This is a genomic window from Cupriavidus plantarum, assembly GCF_905397285.1.
Classification (GTDB): Bacteria; Pseudomonadota; Gammaproteobacteria; order Burkholderiales; family Burkholderiaceae; genus Cupriavidus; species Cupriavidus plantarum.
On the sequence record NZ_CAJPUX010000005.1, the window covers coordinates 249,661 to 276,617 of the forward strand.

Annotated in this window: 27 protein-coding genes; 9 read left to right on the forward strand and 18 right to left on the reverse strand. The window is 66.8% G+C overall.

The genetic code is table 11. The features are described 5' to 3' along the window. Window positions 1-23: 23 nt before the first annotated feature. Window positions 24-158, forward strand: coding sequence for a hypothetical protein (locus KHP16_RS28590; RefSeq protein ID WP_258308028.1), 135 nt, complete (start codon window positions 24-26; stop codon window positions 156-158). Between the two features lie 37 nt (window positions 159-195). On the opposite strand, the gene KHP16_RS21170 is transcribed toward KHP16_RS28590, so the two are convergent. From KHP16_RS21170 to imuA, 3 genes are read right to left on the reverse strand one after another with little or no spacing between them, the layout of a single operon-like run. Beyond that, a complete protein-coding gene (locus KHP16_RS21170) occupies window positions 196-3,549 on the reverse strand; it encodes an error-prone DNA polymerase (protein WP_244835933.1) in 3,354 nt (1,117 codons plus the stop codon). A 5-nt stretch (window positions 3,550-3,554) separates the two neighbouring features. Further along, on the reverse strand, window positions 3,555-5,174 hold the full coding sequence (locus KHP16_RS21175) for a Y-family DNA polymerase (RefSeq protein WP_211961065.1): 1,620 nt from the start codon (window positions 5,172-5,174) through the stop codon (window positions 3,555-3,557). After that, the gene (imuA, locus tag KHP16_RS21180) at window positions 5,101-5,958 is read right to left on the reverse strand and encodes a translesion DNA synthesis-associated protein ImuA (RefSeq protein WP_415831258.1); all 858 of its coding nucleotides are present in this window, start codon (window positions 5,956-5,958) and stop codon (window positions 5,101-5,103) included. The genes KHP16_RS21175 and imuA overlap by 74 nt, the downstream gene beginning before the upstream one ends. A 346-nt stretch (window positions 5,959-6,304) precedes the next feature. Between imuA and KHP16_RS21185 the strand changes: the two genes are divergently transcribed. Next, window positions 6,305-6,634, forward strand: coding sequence for a hypothetical protein (locus KHP16_RS21185; RefSeq protein ID WP_218891958.1), 330 nt, complete (start codon window positions 6,305-6,307; stop codon window positions 6,632-6,634). A gap of 44 nt (window positions 6,635-6,678) precedes the next feature. Here KHP16_RS21185 and KHP16_RS21190 read toward each other — a convergent pair whose 3' ends face one another. The 8 genes from KHP16_RS21190 to KHP16_RS21225 form a co-directional block, all read right to left on the reverse strand. Then, window positions 6,679-7,173, reverse strand: coding sequence for a DUF1579 domain-containing protein (locus KHP16_RS21190; protein WP_115954296.1), 495 nt, complete (start codon window positions 7,171-7,173; stop codon window positions 6,679-6,681). Between the two features lie 103 nt (window positions 7,174-7,276). Then, window positions 7,277-7,681, reverse strand: coding sequence for a DUF2880 domain-containing protein (locus tag KHP16_RS21195; RefSeq protein ID WP_244835934.1), 405 nt, complete (start codon window positions 7,679-7,681; stop codon window positions 7,277-7,279). Window positions 7,682-7,765: 84 nt separating this feature from the next. Continuing rightward, window positions 7,766-10,882, reverse strand: a complete 3,117-nt coding sequence (locus KHP16_RS21200; RefSeq protein ID WP_211961067.1) for an efflux RND transporter permease subunit — start codon at window positions 10,880-10,882, stop codon at window positions 7,766-7,768. 6 nt (window positions 10,883-10,888) lie between these two features. Continuing rightward, complete coding sequence (locus KHP16_RS21205; protein ID WP_109583945.1) at window positions 10,889-12,043, reverse strand: efflux RND transporter periplasmic adaptor subunit; 1,155 nt, start codon at window positions 12,041-12,043, stop codon at window positions 10,889-10,891. A 2-nt stretch (window positions 12,044-12,045) separates the two neighbouring features. Continuing rightward, on the reverse strand, window positions 12,046-13,395 hold the full coding sequence (locus KHP16_RS21210; RefSeq protein ID WP_109583944.1) for a TolC family protein: 1,350 nt from the start codon (window positions 13,393-13,395) through the stop codon (window positions 12,046-12,048). Window positions 13,396-13,564: 169 nt separating this feature from the next. Further along, complete coding sequence (locus KHP16_RS21215) at window positions 13,565-14,026, reverse strand: auxiliary protein of the heavy metal cation-transporting efflux system HmyCBA (protein ID WP_109583943.1); 462 nt, start codon at window positions 14,024-14,026, stop codon at window positions 13,565-13,567. 161 nt (window positions 14,027-14,187) lie between these two features. Then, window positions 14,188-15,069 (reverse strand): NmrA family NAD(P)-binding protein, encoded by an 882-nt coding sequence (locus KHP16_RS21220; RefSeq protein ID WP_115954293.1) that lies wholly within the window; start codon window positions 15,067-15,069, stop codon window positions 14,188-14,190. Window positions 15,070-15,123: 54 nt separating this feature from the next. Next, window positions 15,124-15,726, reverse strand: a complete 603-nt coding sequence (locus KHP16_RS21225; protein WP_211961068.1) for a TetR/AcrR family transcriptional regulator — start codon at window positions 15,724-15,726, stop codon at window positions 15,124-15,126. A 141-nt stretch (window positions 15,727-15,867) separates the two neighbouring features. On the opposite strand from KHP16_RS21225, the gene KHP16_RS21230 reads away from it, so the two are divergent. Then, window positions 15,868-16,227, forward strand: coding sequence for a hypothetical protein (locus tag KHP16_RS21230; protein WP_115954291.1), 360 nt, complete (start codon window positions 15,868-15,870; stop codon window positions 16,225-16,227). A 213-nt stretch (window positions 16,228-16,440) separates the two neighbouring features. Next, entirely contained in the window at window positions 16,441-16,635 is a 195-nt protein-coding gene (locus KHP16_RS21235; protein ID WP_146208454.1) for a hypothetical protein, read from the forward strand. Here KHP16_RS21235 and KHP16_RS21240 read toward each other — a convergent pair. Both KHP16_RS21240 and KHP16_RS21245 read right to left on the reverse strand, forming a co-directional pair. Next, complete coding sequence (locus KHP16_RS21240; protein WP_211961069.1) at window positions 16,572-17,591, reverse strand: sensor histidine kinase; 1,020 nt, start codon at window positions 17,589-17,591, stop codon at window positions 16,572-16,574. The genes KHP16_RS21235 and KHP16_RS21240 overlap by 64 nt on opposite strands. Further along, entirely contained in the window at window positions 17,588-18,244 is a 657-nt protein-coding gene (locus KHP16_RS21245) for a response regulator transcription factor (protein WP_280528145.1), read from the reverse strand. The genes KHP16_RS21240 and KHP16_RS21245 overlap by 4 nt, the downstream gene beginning before the upstream one ends. A gap of 258 nt (window positions 18,245-18,502) precedes the next feature. On the opposite strand from KHP16_RS21245, the gene KHP16_RS21250 reads away from it, so the two are divergent. The 4 genes from KHP16_RS21250 (at window position 18,503) to KHP16_RS21265 (ending at window position 21,529) form a co-directional block, all read left to right on the forward strand. Then, the gene (locus tag KHP16_RS21250; RefSeq protein WP_109583937.1) at window positions 18,503-19,030 is read left to right on the forward strand and encodes a 2,4'-dihydroxyacetophenone dioxygenase family protein; all 528 of its coding nucleotides are present in this window, start codon (window positions 18,503-18,505) and stop codon (window positions 19,028-19,030) included. Then, window positions 19,027-19,782 (forward strand): SDR family NAD(P)-dependent oxidoreductase, encoded by a 756-nt coding sequence (locus KHP16_RS21255; RefSeq protein WP_115954288.1) that lies wholly within the window; start codon window positions 19,027-19,029, stop codon window positions 19,780-19,782. Before KHP16_RS21250 ends, KHP16_RS21255 begins: the two co-directional genes overlap by 4 nt. A gap of 65 nt (window positions 19,783-19,847) precedes the next feature. Further along, complete coding sequence (locus KHP16_RS21260) at window positions 19,848-20,813, forward strand: Bug family tripartite tricarboxylate transporter substrate binding protein (protein ID WP_179594204.1); 966 nt, start codon at window positions 19,848-19,850, stop codon at window positions 20,811-20,813. Next, window positions 20,810-21,529, forward strand: coding sequence for an SDR family NAD(P)-dependent oxidoreductase (locus tag KHP16_RS21265; RefSeq protein WP_211961071.1), 720 nt, complete (start codon window positions 20,810-20,812; stop codon window positions 21,527-21,529). The genes KHP16_RS21260 and KHP16_RS21265 overlap by 4 nt, the downstream gene beginning before the upstream one ends. Window positions 21,530-21,542: 13 nt before the next feature. On the opposite strand, the gene KHP16_RS21270 is transcribed toward KHP16_RS21265, so the two are convergent. Further along, the gene (locus tag KHP16_RS21270) at window positions 21,543-22,394 is read right to left on the reverse strand and encodes an IclR family transcriptional regulator (RefSeq protein WP_342344366.1); all 852 of its coding nucleotides are present in this window, start codon (window positions 22,392-22,394) and stop codon (window positions 21,543-21,545) included. A 260-nt stretch (window positions 22,395-22,654) separates the two neighbouring features. On the opposite strand from KHP16_RS21270, the gene KHP16_RS21275 reads away from it, so the two are divergent. Further along, complete coding sequence (locus KHP16_RS21275; protein WP_211961072.1) at window positions 22,655-23,572, forward strand: sterol desaturase family protein; 918 nt, start codon at window positions 22,655-22,657, stop codon at window positions 23,570-23,572. 55 nt (window positions 23,573-23,627) lie between these two features. On the opposite strand, the gene pcaD is transcribed toward KHP16_RS21275, so the two are convergent. Genes pcaD through KHP16_RS21295 form a run of 4 tightly spaced genes read right to left on the reverse strand, consistent with a single transcriptional unit; the run spans window position 23,628 to window position 26,848 of the window. After that, window positions 23,628-24,401, reverse strand: coding sequence for a 3-oxoadipate enol-lactonase (gene pcaD / locus KHP16_RS21280; protein WP_109583932.1), 774 nt, complete (start codon window positions 24,399-24,401; stop codon window positions 23,628-23,630). Further along, complete coding sequence (locus KHP16_RS21285) at window positions 24,391-25,386, reverse strand: tripartite tricarboxylate transporter substrate binding protein (protein ID WP_109583931.1); 996 nt, start codon at window positions 25,384-25,386, stop codon at window positions 24,391-24,393. Before KHP16_RS21285 ends, pcaD begins: the two co-directional genes overlap by 11 nt. Before the next feature lie 35 nt (window positions 25,387-25,421). After that, entirely contained in the window at window positions 25,422-25,700 is a 279-nt protein-coding gene (catC, locus tag KHP16_RS21290) for a muconolactone Delta-isomerase (RefSeq protein WP_109583930.1), read from the reverse strand. Between the two features lie 26 nt (window positions 25,701-25,726). Continuing rightward, complete coding sequence (locus tag KHP16_RS21295; protein ID WP_109583929.1) at window positions 25,727-26,848, reverse strand: muconate/chloromuconate family cycloisomerase; 1,122 nt, start codon at window positions 26,846-26,848, stop codon at window positions 25,727-25,729. Window positions 26,849-26,957: the final 109 nt, after the last annotated feature.

Genomic DNA, 26,957 nt, shown 5'->3' on the forward strand with positions numbered 1-26,957 from the left:
CAGGCTACTCAAGGAGAATGCAGATGCAGAGCGACGTGCAGAACCAACGCGAGAAGATGGAGCGCATTCGTGGCAAGAAGCGCTTCGTCTGGACCCATCCCATCTTCCTCATTGCGATTGCGCTGATTCTCGGCGCGTATGTCGCTTCATATTGGTAAGCATGACCGGCGCGCTGTAAAAACAGCGCGTTTGTCTTCAATGGAAGTCGCGGCTGCCGACCATCAGGCGGCCAAGCAGCGGGCTGAGGTCCACCAGCTCCTTCGCCACGAGGTGCTTCACGTCCCCCTGCCGCTGCCACGTCCCGATGACCCCCACCAGCGCGGCGCCGAGCACCTCCTTGCGCTGGGACTCCACGAGCGACGGCCACACGATCACGTTGATCGGGCCGGTCTCGTCCTCGACCGACATGAAGATCGTGCCGCTGGCGGTCGAAGGCCGCTGCCGAACCGTCACGATGCCGCAGGCGCGCACCATCCGGCCATTGGCCGTGCGGTTCAGTTGGGCAGCGGTGACGTACTTCATCGCGGCCAGCCGCTCGCGCAGCAGCGTCAGCGGATGGCTCTTGAGCGACAGGCCAAGGCTCGCATAATCGGCGGCCACGTCTTCCCCCAGCCGCGGCACCGGCAGTTCGAGCGCTTCTTCGTCCGGCGGCGCCGCATGCAGCAGGTCACGGTGGGCGCTTTGCAAGGCCGCCGCGCGCGCCTGCCATCGCGCCTGCCGGCGATTGCCCGCGAGCCCGGCCAGCGCATCGGCGGCAGCCAGCACGTCGATGTCGTGCGCATCGAGCGCGGCGCGGCGCGCGAGGTCCTCCACGCTGGTGAACGGCTCGATCGCACGTGCCGCCTCGATGCGATGGGCCGCGGCCTCCCGCATGCCCTTCACGCGATCGAGGCCCAGGCGCACGTCGCGGTATTGCCGGCCCGGACGCCGCGCCTCGAGCGTGCTTTCCCAGCTGCTGCACGTGACGTCGGCGGGCAGCGTGATCACGCCATGGCGGCGCGCATCCTGCACCAGCTGCGAAGGCGAGTAGAAGCCCATCGGCTGGCTGTTGAGCAGCGCGCAGAGGAAGGCATCGGGATGATGGCACTTGATCCATGCGCTGACGTACACGAGCTTGGCAAAACTTGCCGAATGGCTTTCCGGAAAACCGTACTCGCCAAACCCCTCGATCTGCCGGCATAAGGCCTGCGCGAAGGACTCGGGATAGCCACGCGCCACGAGCGCGCTCATCAGCGCGTCCTGATGCTTGCGCAGGTTGCCATGCCGCCGCCACGCGGCCATCGAGCGCCGCAGCTGGTCCGCCTGCCCCGGCGTGAAGCCCGCCGCGTCGATCGCCAGCTGCATCACCTGCTCCTGGAAAATCGGCACACCGAGCGTGCGGCCCAGCACACGGCGGATGACGTCGTTGAAGTAAGCCGGCATCTGTTGCCGCTCGCGCAGCGCCTCGCGCCGCTCCAGATACGGATGCACCATGCCGCCCTGAATCGGGCCCGGCCGCACGATCGCGACCTCGACCACGAGGTCGTAATACTGGCGCGGCTGCAGGCGCGGCAGCATCGACTGCTGGGCGCGCGACTCGATCTGGAACACGCCGACGGTGTCCGCCTTGCAGATCATGTCGTAGGTGGCGGGGTCCTCCTCGGGCAGGTCTTCCATGCGGCAGGGCCGATCCGCCTGCCCGGGCGGCAGGTCGGGATTCGGATTCGGCACCATCGCGAGCGCGCGGCGAATCGCGGTGAGCATGCCCAGCGCGAGCACGTCGACCTTGAGCAGGCCCAGCGATTCGAGGTCGTCCTTGTCCCACTGGATGACACTGCGGTCCGCCATCGCCGCGTTCTCGATCGGCACGAGCCGCGACAGCTTGTGCCGCGCGATCACGAAGCCGCCGACGTGCTGCGACAGATGCCGCGGAAACCCGCGCAGTTGTTCGGTCAGGCTCGCCCATTGCTGCACCGCCGGGGCCTCGGGGTCGAGCCCGAAATGTTCGAGCTTCTCCATGAAGGCGCGTCCGCTGTCCCACCACGCCTGGCTCTTGACCACCTGCTCCACCACGGTCGCGTCGATGCCGAGCGCGCGGCCCACGTCGCGCAGCGCGCTGCGCGAGCGATACGAGATCAGCGACGCGGCCAGCGCGGCGCGATGGCGGCCGTACTTGCCGTAGATGTACTGGATGACTTCTTCGCGACGCTGGTGTTCGAAGTCCACGTCGATATCGGGCGGCTCGTCGCGCTCGCGCGACAGAAAGCGGCCGAAGAGCAGATTGGCCTGCGCCGGACTGACCTCGGTGATATGCAGGCAGAAGCAGACCAGCGAGTTGGCGGCCGAGCCGCGGCCCTGGCACAGGATGCCCTTGCCGCGCGCGAAGCGCACGATATCGTGCACGGTCAGGAAGAACGGCTCGTATTGCTTCTCCTCGATCAGCAGCAGTTCCTCTTCGAGCTGCCTTTCCCATGCGGGCTCCATGCCATAGGGAAAGCGCTCGCGCATGCCGGCCCTCACCTCCTGCCGCAGGTATTCGATGGGCGTGAGGCCGTCGGGCACCAGTTCTTCGGGATACTCGTAGCGCAGCGTGCCGAGCGAGAAGTCGCACTGGTCGGCGATGGCCACCGTGCGTTCGAGGGCCTCGCGCGGATAGAGGCGCGACAGCACCTGGCGCATGCGCAGATGCGCTTCCGCGTTCGGCGCCAGCACGTGGCCGCAGGCCTGCAGCGGCTGGCCCACGCGGATGGCGGCGAGCACGTCGGCCAGCGGCTTGCGCGAGCGCACGTGCATGGTGACGGCACCGGCTGCGACGAGCGGCATGCCGGTGTCGTCGGACACCTGCTGCAGGCGCGCGCGATGCAGCGCTTCCGCGTGGCCCTGCAGCAGTTCCAGTGCGATGGAGACACGGTCGCCGAAGGTCTCGCGGCACCAATCCACCTGCGCGCGCAGGGCGCCGGGATCGGGGCAATAGTCGGGCAGCAGCAGCACGAGGCAATCGGGCATGCCGCGCAGGTGGGCTTGCTCCGGTGCCGGCTGGCTGAAGTCCGAGGGATATAGCAGGTAGCTGCCCTTCTCCGCGCGGCGACGCCCTAGCGTGATCATTTCGCTGAGGTTGCCGAAGCCTTCGCGATTGCGGGCGAGGATGACGAGCCTCGGGGACGGCATCGGGGTGGCCGCCATCGCGTCCGCGGTCAGGGTGAAGCGGCTGCCGATGACAAGGTTGAAGGCATCCGCCGCCGCGGCGCGGGCGAGGTGCCAGTTGCATTCCTCCCATGCGGCGTCGTTGTCGTTACCATCGTCGTTGCCTGCCTTCGACGCGCTTTCCTTCAACGCAAGCTCCGCGGCGCGGGCCGCCTCGCGCGCCTCCTCGCGCAGGGTCTTGAGCGCGTGATGCGCGCGCGCGGTGCCCGCCACCGAGCATTCGTCGGTCAGCGCCAGACCGCTATACCCAAGCTGGAACGCGCGCTCGATCAACTCCCCCGGATGCGAGGCCCCGGTCAGGAACGTGAAGTTCGAGATGCAGTGCAGCTCGACGTAGTCGGGCAGCGACGGGAGTAATGGAAACATCGGCATCAGGCAAACAATCCATGCAGGAACCAGCGGTACTCGCCGCCCTCGTCCCCATCGCGCGCGGGATGCCCCGGGCGCTCGCGATACACCCAGCAGCGCACGCCATCGGCGCGCTCCGCGATGAAGTAGTCGCGCGTGGCCAGGCCGCCATCCCACCAGCCGGCCTCGATGCGCTCCGCGCGCGTGAGCATGACAAGCGGGCCGTCGTACAGCGGGCGATGGCGTTCCACGCGCAGCGACTGCGGGGCTTCGAGCAGCCATAGCGGCCGCTCCGGGAGATCGCCACTGGCCTGTGTGCCGCCCGTCCCGCGCGCGGGGATCTCGTCGATCGGACACCAGCGGTTTGCGCGCTCGGGACGGTGGTCGGCGAGCGGCCGGGGCTGCAGCACGTTGTCGCGGCCGAGGCGCGCCGTGAGCGTGTCCAGCAGGCGGGCGAGTTCCTCGGGCTCGCCCGCGGGATCCGGGAACAGCGCGTCGCTGCGCGGCAGGCACGCGACCATCGTCTCCACATGGAGCGCGAGCCCGCCCACGGGCGCGTGGAAACGCACCTTGTCGAGCTTCTCTCGCAGCAGCTTCGACAGATGCACGGGGTCCCGGCTCGGCTGCGCGAGCGCGAGCGGCACGGGGGTGCAATCGACCTCCACGCCCAGCCGGTAGCGTTCATGCTCGAGCACGAGCACGCAGCGCGTGACGCCCGCCTGCTGCGCCGCGAGCCAGCCCGATAGCGCCAGCAGCAGACGCTGCGCGCCGGCCAGCACGCCTTCGGCCGAGTCGATGCGGCCGGGGAGTTCCATGCGCTGCGTGAACGTGGGCGGCGCTTCGAACCATGCGAAGCCCGCCCGCGCATCGCCATAGGCCTGATCGAGCCGTGCCAGCAGGGCCGGGCCCAGCCGCCGCGACAATCCCGGACGGGGCAGGCGCCGGACCTGCGCGAGGGTGCGGCAGCCGATGCCGTCGAGCCATTCTGGGTCGACGAGGCTATGCAGGCATTCGACGGGCAGCCGGTCGAGCAGGCGTTTCATGCGCGCGGACTGTATCGCGCGGCGCGCCGGGCGCACGATCTTGCCGCGCGCGGTGCGGCGCAGGGGCTGGCGCGCGAGCCAGGCGGCGCCCTGCGCGGTGGTGCCGGTGCCGATCTGCGCGATCGTGCCCAGTTGCCGCACGCGCGCGCGTACCGCGCGGCATAACGCGCGATGGCCGCCGAACAATCTCAGGCTCGCGGTCACATCGAGCATCACGGTAGCCGCATCGGGCGTTTCGTCGATCGTGACCGCTGGCGTGAAGTGCAGCAGCGTCAGAGCCACGGCGGTCATCAGCGCGGCTTCGGCCTGCACGTCGCGCTCCAGCTGCACCACCTCCGCGGAGAGCGCCTGCACCCCGCCACGCCGCATGCCATGGCCGACGCCCAGCGCCATGGCCGGGCCATTGGCCAGCACCACGCGCTCATGCTCGAACACCGCCACCGGCAGCGCATGAAATGCGACGGAGGTCATGGTGTCAGGCGTGGCATCGCCAGAGGCCGGGCCTGCCGCAGTTACCGCCACCGCCTCAGGCCAGTTCGGCCGCAGCGCGTCCAGCGACAGGCGCGGCAGGTGCACCGCGATCCAGTGTGTCGGCAGCATGGACAAGACTCTTTTCTGTAACGGGAGCGGGACGGCCGGGGACATGCGCCATGCCCGCGAGCGGCAGCAGCAATGGCGTGTCTCGCACCGGCCCGCGCCGCTTGTGGAACGCGATCGACAGCACGTTGCCGGGCATCGGCGACAGCGACAGCCGCAGCACCGCCGGCGACGACTCGTGCAGCGCCTTGCGGGGCCGCAGCACCCAGACCACGGTGTCGCCGGCATGGGCCAGCACCTGCAGCCGGCGGATGGCCTCCGGACGCGCGCCGGAGAGCCACACCATCACCGCGCCGAACGCCTGGCTGCGCAACATCTGCTCGGCCGCCCACAGCATGTCCGCGCGGCGCGCGCCCTGTGTGGCGCCGGCCGGGGCGCGCACCCAGAACCACTGGTTTGCCGGGAGGTTGTCAGCGAGCCCCATCGCGTTGGGCAGGTAAGGCGGGTTGACGATGCCGACGCGGCGCCCCGTGGCGGCGATCGCGCGCAGGGCCGGCATCAGCAGACGCAATTCGCCCGCGCCATCCTGGGCGAGCAGCAGCTCGGTCACGGCGGCGGCCGGCCATCCTCCGCCGGGCAGTTCGGCGGCCAGGGCGTCATAGCCGGCTGGCCAGACCGGCTGGCGGCCCGGATGACCCAGCTGGCCCGCGCGCCAGAGGCCGGGATAGCGTTGCTCGAGGTCGGCCACGGCGGCCCGCCGGTCCTCGGGCGTCAGGGTCGTGCTTTCGGCGGGCTCGGTGGCATCGGTGGCATCGGTGGCATCGGGGGCAGCGGGAATATGGGCCACGCCGGGAGACTCGGGCGCAAGGCGCGACGCGTCCCGGGACGCCGGGGCGGGCCCAAAAAGCGGGAGCGGCAGATCCACCGCCGACGGCGGGGCTGCGTACGGTTGCGCAGGCATGATGTGCTGTAGCCAGCACGCCTGAGGCGCGCGGCATCGTGGTTTCTCTCAATAACTGTATATTTATACAGTATCGAGCCCCGCGCAAGCTTTCAGTGCGCCAGTGCATCGGTGTCCACCTGCCGGCGACCGCGCGCGCGTGCCATGCCCGCCTTGGTGCTGCCAGCAACGGAATGTGAACAAATGTCAGACAGGATTGGCTTCGCGTCACGGGTACGGAACAATCCTCGCTATGAAACGGAATACGCGCGAATGCGTACAACTTCTGGTGAGCGGCCTCCAGCGCGAGGGTCCGCTGCGACGCGATCAGCTTGCCGATGCCAGCGGCCTGACCGCGGAGGAAACCACGCGCGCGCTCAAGGCCGCGCGGCAGATGTGCGTGGTCGACCATGTGCCGCACGCACCTGACGCGCACGACAACGCGGTGTACTACAACCTCACCGGCCGTCCCTTGCCGCCGGCCCGCCGCAGCACGCGCATTCCGCCCGCCCCGGCCGACCGCTTCCAGGCGCTGCTCGAAGCGTGGAACTCGCCGTTCGCCACCGACGCGTCAAAGGCCTGACGCATCGACAGGACGCATCGACAGGCTTGATCCACCGGCAGGGATTACTGCCGTTTATATGTCGCCTGCATGATCTGATTCCACTCGCCGTCGTCGCCCTGCATGAACGACGTGAGCGTGCGCTGGTTGTCGTTCTGGAACGCGATGACGTCGCGGTACTTCGCCGTCTTGCCTTCCACGACCTTGCCTTCGGGCGTGAACGCGGGCCCGTCGGCGCGCAGCGTCAGCGTGCGGCCATCGGGCTCGAGGTCGCCTTCGTAGACCCACATATGCGTCATCATCGAGCCGATAAACGTGCCGACGAAATGCCCGCGGGCGGGATCGTAGCCCAGCGTCATCACCATGACGCCGTGTCCGCAGCCCGGCATGTCGCCCTCGCTGCGGCCCTGCACCCACACGTCGCCGATGGCGGTGACCTGCTCGGGAATCTTCCACTTCTCGGGTGGCGAATCGGGGCCCATCTTCGCCTCGCCCTCGCCTACCCAGTTACCGAGGAGTTGCCTGAGCCAGGTGTGTTCCTTAGTCGTCTGCGATTGCATGCGCGCTCTCCTGTGGTTTGTGTACAGCGTACACAACTGTAGGAGACCGCTTGGGATGTGTCCAGTGACATGACAGCATTGTCATGTTTCAGGGCGGGAAGGATCAGGGCAGGCGGACTTTCGGAACGATGTAGTTGTTGCCCGGTGCGCGCATGACATCGCACTGGGCATCGCCCTTGCGCGATTCGCCCGACGCAGTCTTGAACTCGATATTGCCGACCACGCTGTACGCATCTTCGGCCACGCGCCGCGTGGTGCTGCGCGTCCAGCGGAACGCTTCGGGATTCGGCAGCTTCGCCTTGACCGCATCCATGCACGCGATGGGCGCCCCCGGGGCTTCGGGCTTGCCGCGCTGGCCGAGTTCGTAGTTGATGCCGTCGAGCGACGACTCGACGACGGCATATGCCGCAGCGGGCAGGATCGATGCGACGATCGCCATCTGGATGGCCAGGCGATGCGCCAGCTTCGGGGCCAGCTTCGGGGCCAACTTCGGGGCCAGCGATGTCATGAGCAGGACTCCAATGGCAATACCAATAAAAAAAGGCCGGCGCAAGAAACGCCGGCCCCGAAGATTATAGCGAGATGGTCACGATCAGACCGAGAGGTCCTTCCCCTCCGGCTTCTGGTCGTCGAACCAGCGATACAGCACCGGCACCATCACGAGCGTCAGCAGCGTCGACGTGATCAGGCCGCCGATCACCACCACCGCGAGCGGGCGCTGCACCTCCGAACCCGGTCCCGTCGAGAACAGGAACGGCACGAGGCCCAGCAGCGCGATCGTCGCGGTCATCATCACCGGCCGGAACCGCTGCGTGGCGCCGCGCACCACGCTGTTGCGCAGCGACATGCCGGACTCGCGCAGCGTGCGGATGTACGACACCAGCACCACGCCGTTCAGCACCGCGATACCCCACAGCGCGATAAAGCCCACGGATGCCGGCACGGACAGGTACTCGCCCGTGACGAACAACCCGATGATGCCGCCGATCGACGCGAACGGCAGCACGAGGATGATCAGCGTGGCGTACCACAGCGAGTTGAACAGCAGGAACAGCAGGAAGAAGATCGCGGCGATCGTCAGCGGCACGATGATCTGCAGGTGGCCCATCGCGCGTTCCATGTTCTGGAACTGGCCGCCCCACTCGAAGTAATAGCCTTCGGGCAGCTTGACCTTGCTCGCCGTGGCACCCTGCAGTTCGGCCACGAAGCCGCCGAGGTCGCGATCCTTCACGTTGATCATCACCACCACGCGGCGCTTGGCCATTTCGCGGCTGATCTGTGCCGGGCCGTCGGTGACCTCGATCTTCGCCACGCTCTGCAGCGGCACTTGCACGCCCGACGGCGCCGACACCAGCAGATTGCGGATGGCCTGCACGTTGTCGCGGAACTCCTCGGGCAGGCGCACGGCCGCCGCAAAGCGGCGTTCGCCTTCGAAGATGTCCGTGGCGCGCTTGCCGCCGATCGCGATCTCGATGATGTCCTGAATGTCGGAGACGTTGAGCCCGTAGCGCGCAATCGCCTGTCGATCGATTTCGATCTGCAGGTATTGCTGGCCCGAGATCCGCTCGATACGGACGTCCTGCGACCCCTTGACGCCGCCGGCCACGCGGGCCACTTCGCCCGCGAGTTCACGCAGCTTGTCGAGGTCGTCACCGAAGATCTTCACCGCCACGTCCGAACGCACACCGCTGACCATTTCATCCACGCGGTCCGAGATCGGCTGCGCCATCACGATCTGCACGCCCGGAATGGCCTTGAGCTTGTCGCGGATCGCGTTCTGGATGTCGTCCTGCGTCCAGCCATCGGGCCACTCGTCGCGGTCCTTCAGGCTGGCGATCGGCGTCGACTCGTTCTGGCCCTGCGGGTCGGCCGGACTTTCGCCGCGGCCCACGCCGGAGACGACGCCCTTCACGCCGGGCACCGACAGCACGAGCTTGTTGGCCTGCTTCTCCAGCTTGATCGACTCTTCCAGCGAGATGTTCGGCACGCGGTCCAGCGCGGGCACGATCGAGCCTTCCTTCATCTCCGGGATGAACGACGTACCAAGCATCGGGACGATGGCCACCGCCGCGAAGAACGCCACCACGGCGCCGATCACAGTCTTCTTGCTGTTGGTCAGCGCCCAGTGCAGCATGCGCAGGTAGCCGCGCTTCATCACCGCGATGATCTTCGTCTCGTGATCCACGCCGCCCTTGAGCAGGTACGACGACAACACGGGCGACAGCGTCAGCGACAGGAACAGCGAGATCGCCAGCGCGATCGAGATCGTGATGGCCAGCGGCGCGAACATCTTGCCTTCCATGCCGCTCAGCGTCATCAGCGGCAGGAACACCAGGATGATGATGCCCACGCCGACGATCACGGGCGTGGCCACTTCCTTCACCGCGCCGACCAGGATCTCGGTCTTCGTGAGGCCACTATCCTTCTGATGTCCCAATCGCTCGAAAGCGTTCTCGACCACCACCACGGACCCGTCCACCATGAGACCGATGGCGATCGCCAGCCCCCCCAGCGACATCAGGTTGGCGGAGAGCCCCATCCTGTTCATCACCATGAACGTCAGCAAGGGTGTCAGCACCAGTGTCGCGAGCACGATCAGCGACGAGCGCACGTCCCCGAGGAACAGGAACAGGATGATCACCACCAGCACCACGCCTTCCATCAGCACCTTGGTCACCGTCCAGAGCGCGGAGTCCACGAGCTCGCTGCGGTCGTAGTACGGCACGATCTGCAGCTTGCCGGGCAGCATGCCGTTGTTGTTGATCTCCGCCACGCGCTTCTTCACGCGGCTGACCACCTCCTTGGCATTGCCGCCGCGCATCATCATCACGATGCCGCCGACCGACTCCGTCTGGCCGTTCTTGATCAGCGCGCCCTGCCGGACTTCATGCCCGATCGTGACTTCCGCCACATCGCGCAGGTACACCGGCGTGCCGTTGACCTCCTTCATCACGATGCTCTGGATGTCCTCGACCCCGCGCGCGAGACCCACACCGCGAATCAGGTACTGCTCGGCATAGTGCGGCAGCACCCCGCCACCCGAGTTGGCGTTGTTGTTGGCCAGCGCCTGATACACCTGCTGCAGCGTGATCTGGTAATGGCGCATGCGGTCGGGATTGACCAGCGCCTGATATTGCCGGACGTAGCCGCCCTGCGAGTTGATTTCCGCGATGCCGGGAATCGAGCGCAGCAGCGGGCGCACCACCCAGTCCTGCACGATGCGGCGCTCGGCGAGCTCTTCCTGCGACAGTTCCTTGTCGCCGTCGTCCGCGCGGTCCAGCGTGTACTGGTACACCTCGCCGAGGCCGGTCGAGACCGGGCCCAGCACGGGCGTGACGCCGGACGGCATGCGCCCGCCCACTTCGATCAGCCGCTCCATGACGAGCTGGCGCGCGAAGTAGACGTCGGTCTTCTCGGTGAACACGAGTGTGATCAGCGACAGGCCCGCCTTGTTCAGCGAGCGCATCTCTTCGAGGCCGGGCAGACCCGTCATCGCCATTTCGATCGGCACCGTCACGAAACGCTCGACCTCTTCGGGCGAGCGTCCGGTGGCTTCCGTCGCGATCTGCACCTGCACGTTCGTCACGTCGGGGAACGCGTCGACCGACAGCTTGCCGGCGGCGCGCAACCCGAAGAAGAACAACACGATCGCGATCACGCACACCACCAGCCGCTGCTTGATGGCGGCTTCTACCAGGGATGTCATCATGGCGGCTTATCCCTGTTCGAGGCGCTTGCGCTCGTTGTCCAGATGGAACGCGCCCTCGACCACCACGCGGTCGCCCGGCTTCACGCCGCCGAGCACCACGCGCATGCCGTCGCTCTCGGCGCCGAGCTTCACCTTGGTCAGGCGGAACTGGTGATTGGGCATCTCCACATAGACGCCTTCGTCATTACCGTCGCGGACCACGGCGGACTCCGGCACCACCAGCTGCTCCACGGCCTTGCCGGCGATCAGCATGCTCGCGAGCATCGCGGGCTTGAGGCGGCCTTCGCGGTTATCGAGCTCGGTCCGAACGAGCACCGTGCGCGTCTGCGGGTTCACGATGCGACCGACGTAGATCAGCTTGCCCGTAATGGCGCCGTTGCCGTTGCCCAGCGAGGGCACTTCGATATCCACGCTCTGGCCTTCCGCGACCTGCGCGGCCTGCTGTTCGGGCACTTCGGCCACGACCCAGACGCGCGACAGGTCCGCCACGGTGTAGAGGGCGTCCGCGGGCTGCACGACCTGGCCCTGCGCGACGTTCCGCTCGACCACCGTGCCGCTGATGCTCGAATACACCGGCGAGTACGAGTCGATGCTGCCGCTCTTGGCCAGCGTGGCGATGGCGGCCTGCGACATGCCCAGCACGCGCAGCTGGTCGCGATAGGCGCGCATTTCGGCGGACGCGATCGCGAACTCGCTCTCGCGGCGCTGCAGTTCGCCGCGGCCGATCACGTCGGCGGCGAACAACTGGCGGGCGCGTTCGGCGTTGCGCGATTGCAGGTCGCTCTGGGCTTCCGCCTTCAGGAACGACATCTGCACGGCGCCGAGTTCGCTGCTATGCAGCCGCGCGAGCACCTGGCCCGCCTTCACTTCCTGCCCGAGAATGGCGTAGAGGTCCGTGACGCGGCCCGTCACGCTCGCGCCGATGCGCGAGACGCGTTGCTCGTCGAAGTCGACGCGGCCGGCCACGCGCAGCATCTCCGAGAAGGGCGACGTGGCGATGGGCGCGACCTTGAGCGTGGCCAGCAGGTTCTGCTCGGGCTGGACCAGGCCCGGCGGCAGCTTGGCGGGTCCGGCTTCCGCCTCGGGCTCCCTGGAGCAGCCGCTCAGCGCAAGCACCATGACAGCGGCGGCCGTGAACGAATAAAGGAAATTGGAGCGCATGATCAATTCGGAATCTGGGACGTGGGCATGGACGACGGCATGGGGCCGGTAACGCTACCGGGCGCCGCGGACATGAGCTTTTCGATCTGGATGGCGGCCACCTGCATCTCGTACTGTGCGGCGATCAGTTCGTTGCGCGCGTTGCGCAGCACGCGCTGCGCGTCGATGAAGTCGAGGATGCCGCGCTCGCCGAAGCGGTAGGCGGCTTCCGCCACACCCAGCGCGGATTCGGCCTCGCGCACGATGCCGGACTCCAGCGCCGTGACCTGCGCCTGCGTGATCTCGTATTGACGATAGGCGGTATCGAGCTCCTGCATCAGTTCGAACTGCCGTGCTTCCAGCGCGGTCTGCGCCTGCGTCGCCTGCGCGGTAGCCTCGCCCACGGGGCCGCTGCGGCGGTCCCAGAGCGGAATGGTCATGACCAGGCCAATCTGCGTCACCTTGTTGTCGGGCTGGCGATCGGTCTGCGCGCGCACGGCGACTTCGGGCCAGCGCAGCGAGCGCTGGTAATCCACGCCCAGGCGCGCGCGCTCGAGTTCCATGCGGCGCTGCGTGAGTTCGGCGTTATTGTTCAGCATCGTCTCGTGTAGCACGCCGAGCGCCGGCACCGTGGGCGACGTGCCGAGCGTGCCCGATACATCGAACAGCGCGGGCATGCCGCCGCCCACCTGCTGGCGCAGGCCGGCCTTGGCCTGATCCACGCGCAGCTCGGCGGTCTGCATGTTCTTCTGCGCGGTGAGGAGTTCGGTTTCCGCCTTGATCAGTTCATACCGCGGGGCCTCGCCGACCTCCACGCGCAGCCGTGCGCGCGAATGGATCTGGCGCATCATCTCGAGGTCCTGGCGCGCGGAGTTGAGTTCCGATTCGCGGCGCAGCACCTGGAAGAATGACGTCTTGACGCGGGCCGCGAGATCCGAACGGAACCCCTGCCGCTGCGCCTGCGACGCCTCGAGCCCGCGGCCGGCCATTTCCTGGCGCAGGCTGCGTTGCTGCGGATAGTCGAACTTCTGCACCACGGCGTAGGTCGGTGCGGCGCCGCTGGGGACATCGGACTGGCGGCCCTGCAGGCGGCCGTACATCAGCTCGACCTGCGGGTTCGGATAGGCGCCGGCGGACCGGATGGCCGCGGACGCGGCGTCCACGCCGGCCTGTGCGGCTTCCACGCCCTTGTTGGTGGACTGCGCCAGTGCCAGCACTTGCGGCAGATCGAAAATCGTGACCGATTGGGTCGTATATGCGGGTGGTGTCCGGACCGCGGCCGGCGCGGTCGCCGCCCCCGGCTGCTGTGCCCATGCGGACGCGGCAACCAGCGACAACGACGCTGCCCAGGTCAGCGTTATCTTGTTCTTCATGTCGAAAGCAATCGAGCGAAACGGTTGCCCCACGCCCGCCAACGGCGGATGACGTCCCTGGATGCCTTGGCATCAGGACGAGAGCATGGCGCCATACGGGCGCTAGGGGCAAGGATGCGACCCGCCGTGTCCGGGCGTTACCGGACAGACGGCGGATGCCGGGGAGGCATCAGACGGCGGGGTCAGGCGGCCTGAGCAGGCTCGCGGGGCGGCGGGGAGCCCGGCCACCGGAAGGGGCCACGTACGTGGCGATGGAGAATTCGACGGGAGGAACCGGCGGCAGCACGAACAGCGCGCTCGACTCCTCGATTTCATCGAGCAGGTCGAGCGGATCGAGCAGATCGGCGGACCAGATATTGCAATAGCCGGGCGGCGGCCCGTTATCGACGAAGATGTCGTCGACTTCGAGCGGGTCGTCGCCGGGCAGGATCACCTGCTCGGCGGCGTCACCATCGTCGAAGAATCCTGTCGCCGCCACCGCATCCGACTGCGCGACCGCCTGCGCGACCGACTGCGCGGCCACCTGCATGACGGCCTCCCCCGCCGGCGCGTCGGCGCGCACGTTCGCCGCTGCCGAGAACGACAGCGCGGACAGGCACAAGGCAGCCAGCAGGTAGACGACAAAACGCATGGGGCGTTGGGGGCGTTAGGGGGGCGGACGGGTCAGGAAAGCCGGTGTGACGACAGGAAAAATGACGGCAGGCGATTTGCTGCGACACAGCATTGTAACCGAACGAAACAATGGACCCTGCAGATTCGCAGGAGTTCCATTTACAGGTGACCCATCCTCGGCTACGCCTCGAATGCCTCCCGGTTGGATTGCACAAACGCCGCCACGGTTTGGGGGGACTGGCCGGTGACTTCGGCGATGACGCCGTCGACACCGGAGAAGATGCCGTTCTGGTAGTCCACGGCCGTCGCCAGGAAATGCTGGATCAGGAATTCCGGGAGGTTGTACGACTCCAGATGGGCGCGGTATTGCTCGAGGGTCGAAGGGGCGTAGGTGATCGTGCGGCCCAGCACCTTGCCGATTTCGTCGGCGATTTCCTGCTGGTTCAGTTCCACCGGCCCGAACAGCGAGTAGATGCGGCCGATATGGCCTTCCGGCTGGGTCAGGACGCTGGCGATGAAGCGCGCCTGATCTTCGGCGGCAATCGGGGCATGGCGGCCGTTGCCGTACGGCAGCGTGATCTTGCCCTCGTTCACGAGGGGGTCGCGAACCCACGGGAAGGTCAGCCATTCCGAGAAATACGTCGGGCGGATATGCACGGTCGGGACGCCCGACCAGTCGAGGACGCGCTCGGCGATCCAATGGTCGCGCGCGGCGTGGCTCTTGGAATCTTCTCGCGCGGAAATCTGCGACATTTCCACCACGACCTCCACCCCCGCGCGCCTCGCCGCGTCGGCGAAGTAGGACGTCGCCTGGATGTAGCCGGGCCGCACGGGATAGCAAAGGTAGGCGCCGGCCACGCCCTCCATGGCGTGGATCACGTCGTCATGCTCGAGCAGATCGCCCACGAAGATCTCGGCCCCCTGCTCGCGCAGCGCCTCGCTGCGCGCGTCTTCCTGATGGACGAATGCCCGCACCGCGTGGCCCTGCGCCAGCAGATGACGAATGGTATGGACGCCGGTCTTGCCCGTCGCGCCGGTGATGAGATACTTGCGTTGTGCCATGGTGTGCTCCGTTGTTTAGCCTGTTGTTTAGCCTGTTGAATGGGTCCGACCGCGTCAAAGGGCAGCGAGGTGCCGTTTGACATCATCCAGAAGCGCCATTGAAGCGTCCGAGTCTTCAATGACGCGTGACATCGTGATCGCGCCGATCATTGCCGCGAGCGCGAACGCCGCGGCGGATTTCGCCTCCTCCGGGGACTTGTCCGCGAGGCGCCTGGCAAGCGCATCGCGCAGATCGTCGAAGCCCCGCGCGGCCGCCTTGCGGGTCTGCGGGTCGGCGTGGGCGAGTTCGCTGCCCATTGCGGCCAGCGGGCATCCGCCGGTCGGTGTGTCGCGGTGCGCCGTCGATATGTACGCATCGATCATCGTGTACGCATCGATCATCGGCGCGACGCTGTTTGCCCTCTTCCCGCCTGTCCCTTTCTTGTCCGCCGCCGCTTCCAGCCCCGCGATGACTTCGCTCATGGCCTGCGTGCAGGCCTCCGCCACGAGTTGGTCCTTCGACGTGAAGTGCCGGTAGAAACCGCCCTGCGTGAGCCCCAGCGGCGTCATCACGTCGTTCAGCCCGGTAGCCTGAATGCCATGCAGCCGGAACGTCCGGGCAGCCTGCTCGACGATGCGCCGGCGCGTTTCCGCGGTTTCGGCTTTCGACTTCCTCATGTGCGCTCCAATGTTTGTGGTCGCTGACCATCTTATTTAGATGGTAGATGCCATCTATTTTTCCGTCAAGGACGATTTGCAAATGAAGCGCCGTCCGGGTCGGGCTATCATTGCCGCGCGCCTTCCCTTCTCCCTCCCCGCATGACGTTCAAGCTGTTCCTGACTGCCGCCGCCCTGCTTTTGGCCCCGACTATCGCCCTCGCCCAATCCCCATCGCCATCCCAGGGCATCGACATCACGTGCGACCCCGCCACGCGCGGCACCGCGTCGGCCGCGGAGCGGCTGATCTGCGATCACGCGCTGCTGTCGATGGGATATCGCCGGATCTTCGCGGATCAGCAGCGGCTGCTGCGCGAGAAAAAGATCGACGGGAACGATGTCGCGGCGTTCCGGCGGCAGCGCGATGCCTGTACCACCCTCGATTGCCTCGACGGCGTGTTCTCCGCGTGGAAGCAAAAGACGGCGGACCTCAAGAGCGGACGGAACGGCGCGCGGCCCTGACCGACCACGCATCTGGCGTTTTGGATACTTCGGTGACGACACGGAAACCCCACGACCGGGGGGCCGGTATCTTCGCGTCCGGCACGCTCGCCAACTATTGGCTCAACCTATGACGGGAATTGGAAATGGGTCTTTGACCCAATAGACGCCAGCGACCATTCTTAAGCCGTGACTTACAAACACTGCGTCTTAACCACCCATCTGGAGTTGAAAATGAAACGCGTACTTCTTGCTCTCGCCGGCACTGCCGCCCTCGTCTCTTCCGTTTCCGCTTTCGCCGGCCCCGACTGGACCGTGATCGAGCGTGCCCGCGCCTACGCGCATCAGCAGCAAGTGCAGCAGGTTCAGCTGCAGCACGAACTGCAGGAAGCCCGCAAGGCTTCGGGCAGCGACAACAAGGCAGGCTGAGCCAGAAATGGCTCCCCGTCCTTGTCACCGGACGCGTTCCCCGAGGGGTTCGACGGGTCGCGTGGCAACGCGGGTAAGGAAAACGCGACCGTGGTCCAGCCGTCGCGCGAGCGAATGGTCATTGCGCCGCCGTGCGCTTCGACCAGACGCTGGCAGATGACCAGACCCATGCCCATGCCATCGGGACGCGTCGTGAAAAACGGTTCGAAGACCCGCGACAGATGCCGCGGATCGATGCCGGCGCCATTGTCGGCAATCTCGAACCACACCGGTCCTTCGGGTTCATCCTCCGCGGACCGGTAGGCGCGTACGCGCAGATGTCCGGTGCGCATCGCCGCCTGCGGGGTATCCCCGACGGCGGGCGACGGCACCGACGACGCGACCGCCTGCAGCGCATTGGTGAGCAGATTCAGCATGACCTGCTGGATTTGCACCCGATCCGCCAGCACGTCGGGCAGCGATGGATCGATATCCACGTCCATGCGCCCGACGTGCGACAACCGCGATAGCGGCACCAGCGGCAGGGTCTCCTCCCACGCCGACTGCAGCGACAGCGGCTCGACCTCGCGGCACGAGCGCAGGCTCAGCGCGCGCAGTCCGCGCACCACGCGCTCGGCGCGCAGCGCTTCGTCGCGTATTCGCTCGACGCCGTCCGATACCTCCTTCAGGTTTACCGCCTCGTGCGACAGCCATCGCAGCGATGCATCCGCATCGAGCGAGATGGCCGCCAGCGGCTGCCTCAGTTCGTGCGCGATCGATGCCGCCATCTCGCCGAGCGTGGACAGCCGGCTGACATGTGCGAGCATGTCCTGCAGCCGCGCGAACGCGGCGCGCTGGCGTCGCACCTCGCGCCGCATCGCGCGCAACCGCATCCCCAGCACGCAGGCCACCGCGGACAGTACGATCGCGATGCCGACCGCGGCCCAGAGCGCGACAGGGGCGTGCACGAGTGTCATGCGGTCAGCGCGCGCGCGCGTCGGACGGCGAGCGCGTCGGCCATCGTGACGAGTTCGGCGAACGAATCGGCCTGCATCTTGCGCATGACCTGCCCACGGTGGATCTTGACCGTGGCCTCGGTGATCCCGATCGCGCTGGCTACCTGCTTGTTGAGCAAACCCGCGGTGGCGAGCGACATCACCTCCTGTTCGCGCGGCGACAACTGCGCGAACCGCGCCCGCAGCGCGCGCACGCGAGACTCGGCCGCGCGGCGTTTGCGATCCACGTCGAGCGCGCGATGCACCGCGTCCAGCAACTCCTGGTCGCGAAACGGCTTGGCGATGAAATCGCAGGCGCCGCCCTTCATGCCGGCCACGCCCATCGCAAAATCGGCATAGCCGGAAATGAAGATGATCGGGATCGGATGCTGGCGCTGGCGCAGCCGCGCCTGGATCTCCAGACCGCTGATGCCCCGCAGCCGCACATCGAGCACGAGGCAGGTCGGCCCGTCCGGCGGTGTCAGCGCCAGCAGTTCCTCGGCGGAGGACAAGGTCTCGTAGCGAAGTCCGACGGAGCGAAACAGGTTGGCGAGCGCCCTTCGCATGGCGGCATCGTCGTCCACGGCAAGGACAAATCCGTCGTTCTCTGTGTCCGAAATGGCATGAAACGTCACAGTACACCCCCTTCGTGCCTTGGCGATTCCGCGCTTATTTTTCTGACTACGCAGAAAATGTATGACGACTGGCGGCCGCCCGCCACAAAAAGCTGCGATCCGTCGCGACTTGCCATCGTCGGCGGCCCCGGCTTCCGCGCGCGGCGCATGGGATTCCGCTAGGGAAAGTCCTATTCCACAGGGGGTACCGTCCACCCCTAAAATAAGTCCATATTGTAGTTTGCAATTCCATAATATGGACACATCGGAAGCTTCCCCATGCCTCTCGAACGACCCGACGCCGAACCGCTGACCCCCTACCAGTACCCCAATCCGCCCGACGCCCTGCCCGAAATCGTCGTGCCGCAAGCCATTCCGACCGACGAACGCCTGTGGGTGCCGCAGGCGGAGAACGTATGGTTCCGGCCGCTGTGCCTCAACCGCAGCCAGGGCTACTGGATGAATCTGCTGCGTGTGCGCAAGTCCGGCGTGCTGAGCCGCCATCGCCATCCGCAGGCCGTGCATGGCTTCGTGCTCAAGGGACGCTGGAAGTATCTCGAGCATGACTGGGAGGCGGTGGAAGGCAGCTACGTGTTCGAGCCGCCCGGCGAAACGCACACGCTGTACGTGCCGCCCGACGTCGAGGAGATGATCACGTACTTCCAGGTCAACGGCGTCATGTACTACACGGATCCCTGGGGCAAGGGCATGGGTTACGAGGACGTGTTCACGAAGATCGAGATGTGCCGCAAGCATTTCGAGGCCGTGGGCCTCGGCGCGGATTACGCCGACCAGTTCATTCGATGAGCGCGGTGCAACGCGGGCCGCTCGCGCGGTACGACTTCTCCGGCACCGTGGCCGTGGTCACGGGCGGCGCGGCGGGCATCGGCGCGGAGATCGTGGCGCAATTGCGCGCGCATGGCGCGACCGCCATCGTGTGGGACCTGCCGGATGCGCGCCGGGGCGAGATCGGCGATGGCCTGTTCAGCGCCGTCGACGTCACCCGGCCCGACACGCTGCGCGCCGCGGCCGCCGCGGCGCTCGGACGATGGGGGCGCATCGACTGCCTCGTCAACAACGCGGGCTACGCGGGGCCGACCGTGCCGCTCGATGCGTACGACCCCGCCGAATGGCAGCGCATCGTCGACATCGACCTCGTCGGCGTCTTCCATGCCTGCCAGGCGGTGGTGCCCGCGATGCGCGAGGCCCGCTACGGACGCATCGTGAACATCGCCTCGCTCGCGGGCAAGGAAGGCACGCCCAACGCGTCGGCGTATAGCGCGGCCAAGGCGGGCGTGCTCGCGCTGACCAAGTCGCTTGGCAAGGAGCTGGCGATGGAGGGCGTGCTCGTCAACGCCATCGCGCCCGCGGCGGTCCGCACGCGCCTGCTCGGGCAGATGTCGCCCGCGCACGTGCAGACCATGATCGACAAGAGCCCGATGCATCGGCTCGGCGAGCCGTCCGAGGTGGCCGAGATGGTGCTGTGGCTCTGTTCGGCCTCGTGCTCGTTCAACACCGGCGCGGTGTTCGACCTCTCGGGAGGTCGCGCCACCTATTGATGTCGCAGTACCCAGAAGCCATGGCCCACACCAGGCCGCACAAGATCAGACAGGAGACACGCCTCATGAAACCCCTCGCGTTCCGCCTAGGTTGCGGCATTGCGCTGACCGCTGCCTGCCTTGCCGTCCCGGTTGCGCATGCGCAAAGCTATCCCACGCACAGCGTCGAGCTCGTCGTGCCGTTCCAGGCCGGCGGCGGCACCGATGCGCTCGCGCGCGCGTTTGCCGAATCGGCGCGCAAGCATCTGCCGCAGAGTGTGATCGTCGTGAACAAGCCCGGCGCGAGCGGCTCGATCGGCTGGGCCGATGTGGCGAATGCGAAGGCCGATGGCTACAAGCTGTCGCTGCTGACGGCCGACCTGACGATCGTCCCGCATCTGGGGCTCACCAAGCTGACATACGAGAACTTCATGCCGGTGGCCCGGCTGAACGCCGATCCGTCGGCGATTACGGTGCGTAGCGATTCCCCCTACACCACGGTCGAGCAGTTCCTCGATGCGGCGCGCAAGAATCCGGGCGGGATGCGCGTGGGCAATGCGGGCAACGGGTCGATCTGGCATCTGGCCGCCGCGGCGCTCGAGGACAAGACGGGGACCAAGTTCAACCATATTCCTTTCCAGGGAGGCAATCCGGCGGTGCTGGCCCTGCTCGGCGGGCATATCGATGCGGTAACGGTCAGCCCCGCGGAGGTCTATGCCTATGTTTCCGCGGGCAAGCTCAAGACGCTGGCGGTGATGGCGGACCAGCGTGTGAAGGGCTTCGAGAACGTGCCCACCCTCAAGGAGCGCAAGGTCGATTTGTCGATCGGCACGTGGCGCGGCATCGGGGCGCCGAAGGGAACGCCGCCCGAGGTCATCAGCGTATTGCGGACGGCGGCGGCGAAGACGGCGGCGGAACCGGCATTGCGGGAGATGATGGACAAGCAGAACCTTGGCTTTGCCTACGCGGACCAGGACGAATTCCGCGCGGCGATTGCGAAGGACGATGCGTATTTCAAGGCGTTGATCGCCAGGCTGGGATTGAATCCATGACGTTTGAAGCCAATCTGTTCGCCGGGAAGCGCGCGTTGGTCACGGGGGCCACGCAGGGCATTGGCGCTGGCGTGGCCAACCGGCTCGCCAGCCTGGGGGCCCGCGTGACGGCCGCGGGCATCGATCGTGGCGACGGGTCGCTCGATGGCGCGGTCGATATCCAGATCGCCGATGTCAGCAAGGATGCGGATGTCGCCGCGCTGGTGGGCGGGTTCGATGGGCTCGATATCGTGGTCAACTGCGCCGGGATCATCCGGCGTGGGGCGGAGCACGATGTCGATGTCTTCGCGCAAGTGCTCGACGTGAACCTAACGGGCACGATGCGTGTCTGCTCCGCGGCGCGGCCGCTACTGGCCGCGCGCAAGGGCGTGATCGTCAACACGGCGTCGATGCTCAGCTTCTTTGGCGGCTCGCTGGTGCCCGGGTATGCCGCGAGCAAGGGCGGGGTCGCGCAACTGACGAAGTCGCTGGCGCTGGCCTATGCGGCGGAGGGCATCCGGGTGAACGCCGTGGCGCCCGGGTGGATCGCGACGCCGCTGACGCAGGCCTTGCAGGACGATCCCTCGCGGGCGGGGCCGATTCTGCAGCGGACCGCGTTGGCGCGATGGGGCACGCCCGAGGACATCGCGCAGGCCGTGGCGTTCTTGTGTGCGCCAGCGGCGGGATTTATTACTGGGGTGATACTGCCGGTGGATGGGGGGTATATGGTGAGTTAACAGAGGGGCCGCTTCACACATCCCGGCCGCCGGCCAGTGCGGGCGTTTCCGCCACCCGCGCGCCAATCTCCCGGCAAGCCGCCATCAACGGCGTGACATAAGCCGCGACGGGATCCTCTTTCTGGCGGAAGCGCAGCGTGCTGACGCTGACCGCCGCGATCGGGTGGCCGTGGGCGTCGAGGATCGGGGCGCCGAAGCAGTGGATGCCCGCTTCGTTCTCTTCGTCGTCCACCGACCACCCCCGCGAACGGAACGCCTCCAGTTGCGCGCGCAGCGTGTCGGCGTCGCCGATGGAATTCGGCATATAGCGCCGGAACTCCAACTGCGGGATCAGCGCGTCCAGCGCGTCGGAAGGCAAGGCGAAGAGATACGCTTTCCCTACCGCGGTCGAATGCATCGACACCGACGTGCCGATGCGCGACGCCATGCGTACCGCGCTCGGGCTTTCGAGCTTCTCGATGTAGATCATCGTGTTGCCGTTCGGCACCGCAAGATGCACGGTCTCGCCCGTGACGTCGCGCAACGTCTTCAGCGCGTCCACCGCCGCCACGCGCAAATCCGACCGCGACCAGCTGCGGCTCGCGAGCTGCATCAGCCGCGGCCCCAGCGACAAGGTGTTGTCGCGCGGATTCTCCCGCAGCATGCCCTCGGCAACCAGCGCCGCCACGATGCGATACACCGTGGGCCGCGGAAAATCGCCGTCGCGCGCGAGCGAGGCGATGGTGACGGGTTCCTCGGCATCGGCGACCTGCTGCAGCACCACCATGAACTTGGAGAACGCGGCGGTGCCGGCGACCTTGGCGGGTGAGGAAGCGGGCATGAGCAAAGTGGGCTTGTCGATGAACGAGCAGCCATTATCGCGCATGCGGACGCAAAAACACGCCATGCCCCGATGCCGTGGCGCCCTTCGGGTGGCGTTTGGCGCGCACCCTCATGCGAAACGTCATGCGAAACGTCAGCGCGTGGAGACCGAGATATGTCGCGGCGTTACAGGGCGTCGGCATGACATCGGGCGACATAATTGCCAGATAGCCCCGGCCACGATCGCCCTCTACATTGGGTTCACCGACGCACACACGTCACCGATCCAACCGCACATCGATCCAAAGACAGCAAGGGGGCATCATGGAAAACCTTCACTACATCGCATTTTTCGTCACGGGCATCGTCGTGGCGGCCTCGTTCGTCGAGGCATTCTTCCTGGCACGCAAGGCACGCCGCGAGGGTCGCCAGTATCCGTGGCACGAGATGGGCCTGTCGCTCGCCGACATGATCGGCCGCAAGCTCATGGCCTTCCTGCCGCTCTCGCTCGCCACGCCGATCTTCGCGTTCGCCTGGCAGCACCGGCTTTTCACGGTGGAGATCAACAGCGCGCTCGCGGTGCTGCTGCTCTTCATCGGCCAGGAGTTCTGCTACTACTGGTACCACCGCGCCTCGCACCGCATCCGCTTCTTCTGGGCCACGCACGCCGTGCACCACTCCCCCAATGAACTGACGCTCGGCACCGCGTACCGTCTCGGCTGGACCGGCAAGATCACGGGCACGGCGGTCTTCTTCGCCCCGCTGGTGTTCCTCGGTGTCCGCCCGGAAGTGGTACTGGCCACGCTGAGCCTGAACCTGCTCTACCAGTTCTGGCTGCACACCACGTGGATCCCGAAGCTCGGCTGGCTCGAATATGTGTTCAACACCCCGTCCGCACACCGCGTGCACCATGCGTCCAACGTGGACTACCTCGATGCCAACTACGGCGGCGTCCTGATCCTCTTCGATCGCCTGTTCGGTACCTACGTGGAAGAGCGTGAAGACGAACCCTGCCGCTTCGGCCTCGTGCATCCGACCACGACGCACAACCCGCTCGTGAACCAGTTCGAACACTGGATCAGCCTGGGCAAGGACATGAAGGATTCGGGCAACGTGCTGGACGCCATCGGCTACCTGACCATGCCCCCCGGCTGGGCGCCGAATGGCGGCGGCACGACGACCGAGGAACTGCGCAAGCAGTATCGGGAAGAACAGCGACCGATGACCGCGAGCGCTGGATAAGCGAAAGGAGGCGATGAGGAAACGGGCAGCGTGGGGCTGCCCGATTTTTTTTGCCTCAGTGGCCCAGGAACGCGATGACGAGGTCCCCAAACGCCTCTGGCAACTCCCAGTTCGACAGGTGCGCGGCAGGCAGTGCAGCATAGCGCGCCCCGGGAATGGCCTCCGCGGCCTCGCGCCCCTGCGCCGCGGTCGTGGCAAGGTCCTGCTCCCCGGCGATGACAAGTACCGGCGCCGCAATGGCGGGCAGCAGGTCACGGAGGTCGGCATCGCGCACGGCAGCGCAGTTGGCCGCATAGCCGTCGGCATTGGCCGCGATGAGCATTTGCCGCACGGGAGCGATCTCGTCCTCATGCGCGCGCAGATAGGGCTCGGTGAACCACCGCGCGAGGACGCCATCGACGATCGCGCGCATACCGTCGCGCCGCACGGTGCCGATGCGCGTATCCCAGACCGATGCTGGCCCGATCAGCGCCGCCGTGTTGGCCAGCACGAAGCGGCCGAAGCGCGCGGCATGATGGCGGGCGAGGAACATGCCCGTCATGCCGCCCATCGACAAGCCACAGAAATGCGCGCGGCCGATGTCCGCGTGATCCATGATGGCTACTACGTCGGAAGCGAGCTCCGCCATGCCGAACGAGGAGGAAGGCAATGCGGAACGCCCATGCCCGCGCGTGTCATAACGCAGCACGCGAAAGTGCCGCGTCAGCGCCGCCATCTGCGGATTCCACATCTCGAGCGTGGTGCCGAGCGAGTTCGACATGACGAGGACCGGCTTGCGCGCATCGCCCTCGATGACGTAATGCAACTGCCGCGTGGGCTCAATCGGCATGGATGCCCCGCTCGCGGATCAGCGCGCCCCACTTGGCGGTTTCCTTCGCCAGATGGTCCTTGAGTTGCGCGGGGGTACTGCCGATCGGCTCCGCGCCGATACCGGCAAGCCGCTGCTGCACGGCAGGCTTCTTCAGCGATTCGACCATTGCGCGGTTCAGCGTATCGATGACGGCCTGCGGTGTCTTCGCGGGGACGAAAGTGGCGAACCATGGCGACAATTCATAGCCCGGCACGCCGGCCTCCGCCACCGTCGGCACGTTCGGCAGCGCGGACGACCGCACGCTCGTCGTCACGGCGATCGGCGTCAGCTTGCCGCTGTCGATATGGGGCTTGGCCGACGTGATGCTGTCGAACATGTAGTCCACCTGACCGCCCAGCAGATCGGTCATGGCGGGACCCGATCCCTTGTAGGGGATGTGCAGCAGGTCCACATGGGCCATCGACGTGAACAACTCGCCGGCCAGATGGATCGACGTGCCGTTGCCCGCCGAGGCATACGTGTATTTGCCGGGCCTGGCCTTCGCGCTGGCGATGACCTCGGCAACGGTCTTCTGCGGATTCTTCGCCTTGTTGGCGACCAGCACGTTCGGCACCACCGCGAGCAGCGACACCGGCGCGAAGTCCTTGACCGGGTCGTAGCTGAGCTTGCCGTACAGCGCGGGATTCACCGCCATGCCGTTGGCGACGATGATGAGCGTATAACCGTCCGCCGGCGAGCGCGCCACGAGTTCCGCGCCGATGTTGCCGCCGGCGCCCGGCCGGTTTTCCACCACGATGGCCTGCCCCAGCGACTTCGACATGTCTTCGCCCAGCGTCCGCGCGATGTTGTCCATCGCGCCGCCCGCGGGGAACGGGACGATCCAGCGGATGGGGTGGTCCGGGTAGGCGGCATGCGCCGCCGTGGAGAATATCGCCGATGCGACCATCGCGAAGGGTACGACAGGCGCAAGCCGGCGTGCCGATCGTTGCGGCAGGGACTTCATGGTGGGTCTCCGTAATTCTTCTGGGATGTCGAGACTCAGCGAATCGACGATGGGTGCTTCGCCAGCGGCGTGACGTGCAGCTTCATGTAGGGAAACAATGGCAGCCCCGACAGCAGCGTGTGCAGTTCGTCGTTCGACTCCACGTCGAACACGCTGTAGTTGGCATACTCGCCCACCACGCGATACAAGGCCTGCCACTTGCCCTGGCGCTGCAGGTCCTCCGCGTAAGCCTTCTCGCGCGCCTTGATCGCGTCGAACGTTTCGGCGGGCAGGTGCTGCGGCACCTGGACATCCATCCTGACGAGGAACAGCATGAGTCGTGTCTCCTTGGGTTGTTAGGTCAGGCCTTGCGACGATAGTGCGCGAGCTTGTCCTCGTCGATCGCGAGTCCCAGCCCCGGCCCCTGCGGCAGATGCAGCGAAAAGTCCTTGAACACCGGACGTTCGGTCACGATGTCGTCCTTCACCAGCAGCGGGCCGAACAGCTCGGTGCCCCATGCCAGCTGCGGCAGCGTGCAGAAGCCATGCGCCGCGGCGATGGTCCCGACGGCGCCTTCCAGCATCGTGCCGCCATAGAGCGCGATACCGGCCGCGTCGCCGACCGCCGCAGTCCGCAGCATGCCAAAAATGCCGCCGGACTTGGCGATCTTCAGCGCAAATACATCGGCCGCGCCGAGGCGCGCGAGTTCCATGGCGTCTTCGGGGCCCGTCACGGCTTCGTCGGCCATGATCGGCACGACGAACCGCGCGGCGAGTCGCGCCAGCGCCGCGCGGTGTTCGCGCGGCGTCGGCTGCTCGATTAGGTCGATGCCCGCGGCTTCGAGCGCGGCGATGCCGGTGGCCGCTTCCGCTTCGTTCCACGCCTGGTTGACGTCGACCGTCACGCGCGCCCGGTCGCCCAGGGCGCGCTTGATGGCCGAGACGTGAGCCACGTCGTCGCGCACGCCGCGGCGGCCGATCTTGAGCTTGAAGGTGTTGTGGCGGCGCGCCTCCAGGAAGCGCTCTGCCTCCTCGATATCGCGCCCGGTGTCGCCGCTCGCCAGCGTCCATAGCACGGGCAGGGTCTCGCGCACAGCGCCGCCGAGCAGCGTGGCCACCGGCACGCCGAGGCGCTTGCCCTGCGCGTCGAGCATCGCGGACTCGAGCGCCGACTTGGCGAAGCGATTGCCGCGCGCGACCTTGTTGAGCCGCGCCATCGCGCCATGCACGTTGGCGGCGTCCTGCCCCATGAGCGCGGGCGCCAGGTAAGTGTCGATGGTCAGCTTGATGCCTTCCGGGCTTTCCTCGCCGTACGACAGGCCGCCGATGGTCGTGGCCTCGCCGATGCCTTCCACGCCGTCGCTGCAGCGCAGGCGGACGATGACCAGCGTCTGTTGCTGCATCGTGGCCATGGCCAGCTGGTGGGCGCGGATCGTGGGCAGATCGACGAGGATCGCCTCCACCGCAACGATGGTTGCTGTCATACCTTCTCCATGCGAATTCGAGCGTTGGGCCGAGTATGGACCTTGACGTCACGGCCGTCCAAGACCGAAGATGTCTCGATTCATACCCATAAGGTATGCCTCGGCATGC

Bases quoted from the DNA above. Each gene is read 5' to 3' on its own strand.
- KHP16_RS28590 (WP_258308028.1), top strand. From the start codon at position 24: ATGCAGAGCGACGTGCAGAACCAACGCGAGAAGATGGAGCGCATTCGT.
- KHP16_RS21170 (WP_244835933.1), bottom strand. From the start codon at position 3,549: ATGTTTCCATTACTCCCGTCGCTGCCCGACTACGTCGAGCTGCACTGC.
- KHP16_RS21175 (WP_211961065.1), bottom strand. From the start codon at position 5,174: ATGCTGCCGACACACTGGATCGCGGTGCACCTGCCGCGCCTGTCGCTG.
- KHP16_RS21185 (WP_218891958.1), top strand. From the start codon at position 6,305: ATGAAACGGAATACGCGCGAATGCGTACAACTTCTGGTGAGCGGCCTC.
- KHP16_RS21190 (WP_115954296.1), bottom strand. From the start codon at position 7,173: ATGCAATCGCAGACGACTAAGGAACACACCTGGCTCAGGCAACTCCTC.
- KHP16_RS21195 (WP_244835934.1), bottom strand. From the start codon at position 7,681: ATGACATCGCTGGCCCCGAAGTTGGCCCCGAAGCTGGCCCCGAAGCTG.
- KHP16_RS21200 (WP_211961067.1), bottom strand. From the start codon at position 10,882: ATGATGACATCCCTGGTAGAAGCCGCCATCAAGCAGCGGCTGGTGGTG.
- KHP16_RS21205 (WP_109583945.1), bottom strand. From the start codon at position 12,043: ATGCGCTCCAATTTCCTTTATTCGTTCACGGCCGCCGCTGTCATGGTG.
- KHP16_RS21210 (WP_109583944.1), bottom strand. From the start codon at position 13,395: ATGAAGAACAAGATAACGCTGACCTGGGCAGCGTCGTTGTCGCTGGTT.
- KHP16_RS21215 (WP_109583943.1), bottom strand. From the start codon at position 14,026: ATGCGTTTTGTCGTCTACCTGCTGGCTGCCTTGTGCCTGTCCGCGCTG.
- KHP16_RS21220 (WP_115954293.1), bottom strand. From the start codon at position 15,069: ATGGCACAACGCAAGTATCTCATCACCGGCGCGACGGGCAAGACCGGC.
- KHP16_RS21225 (WP_211961068.1), bottom strand. From the start codon at position 15,726: ATGAGGAAGTCGAAAGCCGAAACCGCGGAAACGCGCCGGCGCATCGTC.
- KHP16_RS21230 (WP_115954291.1), top strand. From the start codon at position 15,868: ATGACGTTCAAGCTGTTCCTGACTGCCGCCGCCCTGCTTTTGGCCCCG.
- KHP16_RS21235 (WP_146208454.1), top strand. From the start codon at position 16,441: ATGAAACGCGTACTTCTTGCTCTCGCCGGCACTGCCGCCCTCGTCTCT.
- KHP16_RS21240 (WP_211961069.1), bottom strand. From the start codon at position 17,591: ATGACACTCGTGCACGCCCCTGTCGCGCTCTGGGCCGCGGTCGGCATC.
- KHP16_RS21250 (WP_109583937.1), top strand. From the start codon at position 18,503: ATGCCTCTCGAACGACCCGACGCCGAACCGCTGACCCCCTACCAGTAC.
- KHP16_RS21255 (WP_115954288.1), top strand. From the start codon at position 19,027: ATGAGCGCGGTGCAACGCGGGCCGCTCGCGCGGTACGACTTCTCCGGC.
- KHP16_RS21260 (WP_179594204.1), top strand. From the start codon at position 19,848: ATGAAACCCCTCGCGTTCCGCCTAGGTTGCGGCATTGCGCTGACCGCT.
- KHP16_RS21265 (WP_211961071.1), top strand. From the start codon at position 20,810: ATGACGTTTGAAGCCAATCTGTTCGCCGGGAAGCGCGCGTTGGTCACG.
- KHP16_RS21270 (WP_342344366.1), bottom strand. From the start codon at position 22,394: ATGCGCGATAATGGCTGCTCGTTCATCGACAAGCCCACTTTGCTCATG.
- KHP16_RS21275 (WP_211961072.1), top strand. From the start codon at position 22,655: ATGGAAAACCTTCACTACATCGCATTTTTCGTCACGGGCATCGTCGTG.
- pcaD (WP_109583932.1), bottom strand. From the start codon at position 24,401: ATGCCGATTGAGCCCACGCGGCAGTTGCATTACGTCATCGAGGGCGAT.
- KHP16_RS21285 (WP_109583931.1), bottom strand. From the start codon at position 25,386: ATGAAGTCCCTGCCGCAACGATCGGCACGCCGGCTTGCGCCTGTCGTA.
- catC (WP_109583930.1), bottom strand. From the start codon at position 25,700: ATGCTGTTCCTCGTCAGGATGGATGTCCAGGTGCCGCAGCACCTGCCC.
- KHP16_RS21295 (WP_109583929.1), bottom strand. From the start codon at position 26,848: ATGACAGCAACCATCGTTGCGGTGGAGGCGATCCTCGTCGATCTGCCC.